Raw genomic sequence first — 7,053 nt, 5'->3', positions numbered from 1 at the left:
CTGCCTGGAGGTACCTGCCTGGTTGAAGACCGACCGCGTGGGCACAAGCCCGACGCCGCGGCGCAACCGACCGGACGCGGTGCCTCACGCATGAGGAGACGGGAACAACCCTCACCGCGTCCGCCCGATGGGTCGCTGATACCCGATGCCGGGCCTGGAACGCCGTTCTCGTCCCAGCACAGGCGCGGGCGTGAAACCGTCTCTGCTGCCGGCAGGGCAGGAGTGGGGGAGGGGACGGCGGTCAGGCGTCGATGATGACGGGGATGATGAGGGGCCTGCGGCGGTGCGTCCGGAAGGCCCAGTTCGCCACGGCACGGGCGATGAGCTGTTCCAGTTGGCGCGCGTCCCCGACGCCTTCCTGTGCTGCGGTCGCCAGCGTCTTCTCGATGACAGGGATGACCGGTTCGAAGGTGGTGTCGTCGTGGACGAACCCGCGGGCCAGGAAGTCGGGCGTCTCGGCGAGGGCGCCGGTGTCGGCGTCGACGATCGCCACCACGGTGACCACGCCTTCCTCCGCGAGGGTGATGCGGTCCTTCAGGGACGCCTCGGTTGCCCCGCCGACCTCCATGCCGTCCACGTAGACGTTGCCCGCGGGTACCTTGCCGGTGATCGATGCACGCCCGTCCACGAGGTCGACGACCACACCGTCTTCGGCGATGACCACCCGCCCGGGATCGACCCCCGTCCGGACGGCAAGGTCGGCGTTGGCCCGCAAGTGGCGCCATTCGCCGTGCACGGGCATGACATTGCGGGGCTTGACGATGTTGTAGCAGTACACGAGTTCACCGGCGCTGGCGTGCCCGGAGACGTGCACCTTGGCGTTGCCCTTGTGCACGACATGGGCGCCCCACCGGGTCAGCCCGTTGATCACCCGGTAGATGGCGTTCTCGTTGCCGGGGATCAGGGAACTGGCGAGCAGAACGGTGTCACCCTCGCCGATGCGGATCATGTGGTCGCGGTTGGCCATCCGGGACAGAGCCGCCATCGGCTCGCCCTGGGATCCGGTACACACGAGGGTGATCTTGTGGTCGGGGAGCTTCTCCAGCTCCTTGGTACTGACGACCAGGCCCCTGGGAACCCTCAGGTAACCCAGGTCGCGGGCGATGCCCATGTTGCGCACCATGGAGCGGCCCACGAAGGCGACCTTGCGGCCGTGCTGCTGCGCGGCGTCCAGGACCTGCTGGATGCGATGCACATGGCTGGCGAAACTGGAGACGATCACCCGGCGCGGGGCGGTACGCATGACCTGCTCGATCGCCGGATTCAGTTCGCGCTCGGAGGTGGTGAAGCCAGGGACCTCGGCGTTGGTGGAGTCGGTGAGGAAGAGGTCGACGCCTTCCTCACCGAGGCGGGCGAAGGCGCGCAGGTCGGTAATGCGGTCGTCCAGCGGGAACTGGTCCATCTTGAAGTCACCCGTGTGCAGCACCATTCCGGCCCCGGTGCGGATCGCGACGGCGAGACTGTCCGGGATGGAGTGGTTCACCGCGACGAACTCGCAGTCGAAGGGGCCGAAGGCGCGCCGGTCCCCCTCGCGGACCCGAACCGTGCGCGGTCTGATGCCGTGCTCTTTGAGCTTGGCCTCCAGGAGCGCCAGTGTCAGCTTCGAACCCACGACGGGGATGTCGGAGCGCTCTCGCAGCAGATACGGCACGCCGCCGATGTGGTCCTCGTGGCCGTGGGTGAGCACCACGGCCACGATGTCGGACAGGCGATCGCGGATCGAGGTGAAGTCCGGCAGGATCACGTCCACGCCGGGCTGGGTCTCTTCGGGGAACAGCACGCCGCAGTCGACGATGAGCAGCTTGCCGGCATGCTCGAAGACGGTCATGTTGCGGCCGATCTCACCCAGACCGCCCAGGGCGACGACCCTCAGCCCTCCTTTGGGCAGCGGAGGGGCGGCTTTCAGTTCGGGATGCGGATGACTCATGTTTCGACGCTACCGGAGAGTCTGCCGAGGTGATCCACTGGCTGCCCGACCAGTCGGCTCAGCACAGTGCGGGGCTGCGCCGTTCAGCGGGTGGAACGGGTCGGCCACGGCAGCCCAGTAGCAGAATTTGCTCCTGCGCCACCATGCTGTCGCGACTCGCGCGCCGAAGGGGGACGCGTCATGCGGTGAGGGCCCGACCGGCGCGCGCCGGTCGGGCCCTCACCGCTGTTCGGGTGTCAGCGTGCTCCTGTCGTCCGGGTCAGACGGACAGGGGGGCGCCGAGCATCGCGGAAGCCCGCTGCAACGGACTTTCGACGGGCACGGGGGCGGCCTCGGGCAGGGTGCGGCAGGTGAAGCCGAGCAGGGCCATGGCCCTCAGAACCTCTCCGGCGCTGAAATCGCGACGGTCCTGGCGGGTGATGACCTGGCCGACCTGCTTGACGGGGTAGTGGCGTCGTCCGATGATCACGGACTCGCCGGTGACCGTTTCGGGTTTGACGCCCTTCATCGATTCCAGCACGCCACTCTTGGTCAGGTCGAACGGAAAGCGGGCGATGACACAGCGCATGATGCCTCACAGGCAGAAGAGAACGGGGCCGACCGCCGTCCAGCGGTTCAGCGGTTCAGCGGGAGAGGGCGAGGACGCCCGGGGCGCTGCCGTGTTCGTCGACCACGGGTACCGGTCCGAGCCGTCCGAAAGGCAACGTGTCCCCGGCTTCGGCCCTCGCGGCCGACGGTGGGACGAAGGGTTCGCAGCCGGCGGTGATGTCACCGAGGCGGATCCGGTCGGTGTACGCGGAGTTGTCGCGGGCGGCGGTGAGCCCGGCCTGGGTGACCAGGCCGACGCACAGTCCGTCCTCGTCGCAGACGATCAGATGCTCCACACGTGCGGCGGCCATGACGGACAGCGCCACCTCGACGGTCATGTCGTACCAGACCTGCGGCCCGGCCGTGTCCACGACGTCGATCACCGTGCTGTGCGCAGGGCGGGTGCTCACGGAGCGGGCCTGCGACTGGACCAGCGTCAAAGGGTGCCTCCTGCGTAGACGGGCTGGGTTCCGGGACAACGTCGGTTCTATCCGGCCGCAGCGGCCGTGGGCTGGGGTGCGGGGGCACGCCGGGGCGCCGTAGCAGGGCGGCGTCGGCCGCGGGAGGTGGCACCGCGCCTCTTGGGGCGTTCGGTCACCGGTGCGGTGATGACGACCGGGATGCCGGTCGGGGCCTGGGCTCCGGTGATCCGGCTGAGAACCTCGTCGCCCGAGCGGACCTGGGTGGTCTGCGGCCGGACCCCGGCGTCCGACATGAGACGGACCATGCCGCGGCGCTGGCCCGGGGTCACCAGGGTGACGACGCTGCCGGACTCGCCGGCGCGGGCCGTGCGGCCGCCGCGGTGGAGGTAGTCCTTGTGGTCGGTCGGCGGGTCGACGTTGACGACCAGGTCGAGGTTGTCGACGTGGATGCCGCGAGCCGCGACGTTGGTCGCGACCAGCACGGTGACGTGTCCGGTCTTGAACTGCGCCAGGGTTCGGGTGCGCTGTGGCTGCGACTTGCCGCCGTGCAGGGCGGCGGCCCGTACCCCGCTGTTGAGCAGGTCCTGGGTCAGCCTGTCGACGGCGTGCTTGGTGTCGAGAAACATGATCACGCGGCCGTCGCGTGCGGCGATCTCGATGGTGGCCGCGTGCTTGTCGGCGCCGTGGACATGGAGTACGTGGTGTTCCATCGTCGTGACGGCGCCGGCCGAGGGATCGACGGAGTGCACGACGGGATCGGTCAGGTAGCGGCGCACGAGCAGGTCGACGTTGCGGTCGAGGGTGGCGGAGAACAGCATGCGCTGGCCTTCGGGGCGGACCTGGTCGAGCAGGGCGGTGACCTGCGGCATGAAGCCCATGTCGGCCATCTGGTCGGCCTCGTCGAGGACGGTGATGGAGACCTGGTTCAGCCGGCAGTCGCCGCGGTCGATGAGGTCCTTGAGGCGTCCCGGGGTTGCGACGACGACCTCGGCGCCTCCGCGCAGCGCGCTCGTCTGCCTGCCGATCGACATTCCGCCCACGACGGTGGCCAGCCGCAGCTTCACGGAGCGGGCGTACGGGGCGAGCGCGTCGGTGACCTGCTGGGCCAGTTCACGCGTCGGTACGAGGATCAGCCCCAGCGGCTGCCTGGGCTCGGCGCGCTGCCCGGCCGTACGGGCGAGCAGGGCCAGCCCGAAGGCGAGGGTCTTGCCGGAGCCGGTGCGCCCGCGGCCGAGGACGTCGCGGCCCGCGAGGGAGTTCGGCAGGGTCGCGGCCTGGATCGGGAAGGGAGCGGTGACGCCGGCCGAGCCGAGCGCGGTCAGCAGTTCCCGGGGCATGTCGAGATCGGCGAAGCCCTCCACGGCGGGGAGCGCGGGGGTGATCGTCCGAGGGAGGGCGAACTCTCCCTGGATGGCGACGGGCCGACGGCCGTAACCGCCGGAGCGGCTCGGGCCGGCCGACTGGCGCGGGACCGGCGAGCCGAAGCGGCTGCCACCCTTTCCGGAGTCGGCACGGCCGTTACGGGTGCGGGCGAAGCGGTCGTTCGTGCGTGTGCGGTTCATGCGGAACCTTCCTCGATGCGGTGCGGCACGTATCAAGGAATTCCCGCAGCAATGAGCGGCACGGAGAATTGCAAGAATGGGCCGATGGGGCGCGGCAGCGAACCTGGCCGACGAAAAAGATCCGTGCGGGCGCAAGCGCTGAAATGAGTGACGCGATGTGGACTCAATATTCAAAGAGTCCACCGCGATTGGTGCAACTACTGCGGGAAATGCATGTAGCTGGGGCCTGCACCCCGAGGGATGCGGGCCCCAGCTACAAGTACGCGACAGCCGGCGTCAGGCGAGAACGATGTTCTCGGCCGTCGGGCCCTTCTGGCCCTGCGCGATGTCGAAGTTCACCTTCTGGCCCTCCAGCAGCTCGCGAAAGCCCTGGGCGGCGATGTTCGAGTAGTGGGCGAACACATCAGCGCCGCCACCGTCCTGCTCGATGAAGCCGAAGCCCTTTTCCGCGTTGAACCACTTCACGGTACCAGTAGCCATGTCATTCTCCTTTGGGGCAGTGCATCGAGGCCCGCACTTTACGGACGCCGTGTCGCCGCGATGATCACCCCGCCCGGAAAAGACCGGATATACAAAAGCGCTGTCAGCGGCACAATGGCCGACCGGATAGCACTTGAAGTTTCGGGAACCAAAACTGCAACTGAGATCGACAGTAGCACGTCGCAGCGGCCGACGTGGGATGGATAATTCCTCTCTGTTCATTGCGGCAAAGAATCTGTCCGCCTGTTCCGTTGAAATCTCAACTCGCGGACGCAGATATTGAATACCTGCGCGACGTCATGCTTGGTGTGCCTGAGCTTCCGTGATCAGGTCCACCGCCGCGTCTCCGAAGAGGGGCGGGGGAGGGGATCGCGGCCCGGACGGCACCGGTCTCCATTGCCTCCACGGCGGCCCGGGACCACTGCGCCAACCTCACAAGCGACGCAACCCGCGCCGACCGGCGGCTGCCCGCCGGACCTCGGTCATGAAACGGCGGGTCCCCTCCCGCACCTCCCCGATGCGCTCCCCGCCCTCCAGGGCACCCGCGGACGGTAATCACGAGCGGACGAAGGTTCGAAGCGGGCCACCGAACCGGTCTGCGGCCGCAGTCTCGTCACCAGGGCCCGCCGACGAGGTGAAGAAGCCCTCGGGACGAAGTTTCGAAGGGGTGCGTGAACGCCGTGTCGCAGGGCACTAGAGCTATCGCACCGAGGTCCTGGCATTCGGAGCCGGCCGGGATCTACCAACCAAGTAGCGAACTCAGGCCCATGTGAGGCTTACAGGCACACGCGCCTGAGTCGGAACTGACGATGGGGTATTAAAATGATCATTCTTGGACTTATTCTGCTGATCATCGGCCTGCTTGTCGGCATGGGTCTGCTGACGACGATCGGTGGCATCCTCATTCTGGTTGGCGCCATCCTGTGGATCCTGGGTGCGACCGGTCGCGCGGTCGGCGGACGCAAGCACTTCTTCTGATAGTCAGGGCGCCTCACGGTCGGGGAGTCCACACCGTGAGGAGCTTCTGGACCACTCGAGGCCGGGACGAGGTGAGAGCCCGGCCGGAGAGACAGGCCGGAACCACGTGGGCGGGGGCCATGCGCCGGCCCCGCCCCTGTCTCGTCGGCGATGAGCTCGCCCTGAGCCGGGCCCTGCCCTCCGAGCGCAGAGCCTGGCTGCGGGGCGCCCTTTATCGGCTCCGGGTGGAAACCTCCCGCAGCAGCGTGAGTCGCTACGTCGCGCGGAACGTCCCCTGCTCGGCCTCCGTGACCCGACCCGTATCGATCAGCCGGTCCAGGCGCCGCACCGCGGTCCGGCGCTCGGCCGGCTCCGCATGCGGGCCCTTGGCGTGGGGGCGGCAGACCAGCCGGCGCTCGGCGATCTCCTCGACGGTCCGCAGCTCGTCGAGGAACGCCAAGAGGGTCGCGTCACGCTTCTCCACCACCCCCACGTAAGTGTCGAGCCGCCTGGTGAACTCTCCAGCGCCCTCGATCACACCCTTCTGGTGTGCCCATGGCGTACCAGCGGACGCCGCACCAGCCACGAGACCTGCAGCTACGACCAGAACGGGGCGGCACCGCGCCCGGTCCCTCCTCGTCGAGATCGTCGTCGCGCCTGAGTCCGGAACGGCTCGCGACCGCATCATCCGAGCGACCAACAGCCGGACGCAGCTGCCCGTCGGCGCGCTGCGAGCCACCGAGTCCGTCCAGAAGGACATCGAGGAGAGCCTCGGCCAGGCGGGCGGCTACTACTACGAGCGCCGAGCAAGCTACTACCGCAATCCCGCCTCCCTCGACCGGGTCGCCAGCATGGCCGGGCTTGCCCGCGAGTTCACCGCGTTCGTTCCGCGTGAACCACACACCGCGCGGCGCTGATCACCCGCTGGGTCGGCCCTCCGCGCTCGGCCCTCCGCGCTCGGCCCTCCGCGCTCGGCCCTCCGCGCTCGGCCCACCGTGCTCGGCCAGGCTCCAGGTCTAGAGCCAACGCCGTTCAGTTAGGGCGGGGGTTTGTTCGTCAAGGCCGGTGAACAAGGCAGCGGAGCTGCTGTAGAAGAGGGATGTCACTCCAAGACATC

At 68.4% G+C, this 7,053-nt stretch carries 8 protein-coding genes; 2 read left to right on the top strand and 6 right to left on the bottom strand.

Annotated features, from left to right (window positions below; all coding sequences use genetic code 11):
- Positions 1–241 precede the first annotated feature (241 nt).
- The 5 genes from ACIQ1J_RS35235 to ACIQ1J_RS35215 form a co-directional block, all read right to left on the bottom strand.
- Positions 242–1,927: a ribonuclease J gene (locus tag ACIQ1J_RS35235; protein WP_403563462.1), complete on the bottom strand. Its 1,686-nt coding sequence runs from the start codon at positions 1,925–1,927 to the stop codon at positions 242–244.
- Between the two features lie 259 nt (positions 1,928–2,186).
- Positions 2,187–2,495, bottom strand: coding sequence for an SCO5918 family protein (locus ACIQ1J_RS35230; protein WP_210961621.1), 309 nt, complete (start codon positions 2,493–2,495; stop codon positions 2,187–2,189).
- 55 nt (positions 2,496–2,550) lie between these two features.
- Positions 2,551–2,955, bottom strand: a complete 405-nt coding sequence (locus tag ACIQ1J_RS35225) for a CBS domain-containing protein (RefSeq protein WP_403563460.1) — start codon at positions 2,953–2,955, stop codon at positions 2,551–2,553.
- A 47-nt stretch (positions 2,956–3,002) separates the two neighbouring features.
- Positions 3,003–4,499, bottom strand: a complete 1,497-nt coding sequence (locus ACIQ1J_RS35220; protein WP_403563458.1) for a DEAD/DEAH box helicase — start codon at positions 4,497–4,499, stop codon at positions 3,003–3,005.
- A gap of 276 nt (positions 4,500–4,775) precedes the next feature.
- The gene (locus ACIQ1J_RS35215; RefSeq protein ID WP_003974279.1) at positions 4,776–4,979 is read right to left on the bottom strand and encodes a cold-shock protein; all 204 of its coding nucleotides are present in this window, start codon (positions 4,977–4,979) and stop codon (positions 4,776–4,778) included.
- A gap of 822 nt (positions 4,980–5,801) precedes the next feature.
- Between ACIQ1J_RS35215 and ACIQ1J_RS35210 the strand changes: the two genes are divergently transcribed.
- A complete protein-coding gene (locus ACIQ1J_RS35210; RefSeq protein ID WP_010059700.1) occupies positions 5,802–5,957 on the top strand; it encodes a hypothetical protein in 156 nt (51 codons plus the stop codon).
- A gap of 253 nt (positions 5,958–6,210) precedes the next feature.
- Here ACIQ1J_RS35210 and ACIQ1J_RS35205 read toward each other — a convergent pair whose 3' ends face one another.
- Entirely contained in the window at positions 6,211–6,420 is a 210-nt protein-coding gene (locus ACIQ1J_RS35205; RefSeq protein WP_403563455.1) for a hypothetical protein, read from the bottom strand.
- 28 nt (positions 6,421–6,448) lie between these two features.
- Between ACIQ1J_RS35205 and ACIQ1J_RS35200 the strand changes: the two genes are divergently transcribed.
- Positions 6,449–6,853: an AIPR family protein gene (locus ACIQ1J_RS35200; RefSeq protein ID WP_403563453.1), complete on the top strand. Its 405-nt coding sequence runs from the start codon at positions 6,449–6,451 to the stop codon at positions 6,851–6,853.
- Positions 6,854–7,053: the final 200 nt, after the last annotated feature.

Source organism: Streptomyces sp. NPDC097107 (assembly GCF_044762405.1).
GTDB lineage: Bacteria > Actinomycetota > Actinomycetes > Streptomycetales > Streptomycetaceae > Streptomyces > Streptomyces thinghirensis.
Note: the sequence above shows the minus strand (reverse complement) of the source record. Positions and strands in the feature narration are given on the sequence as shown.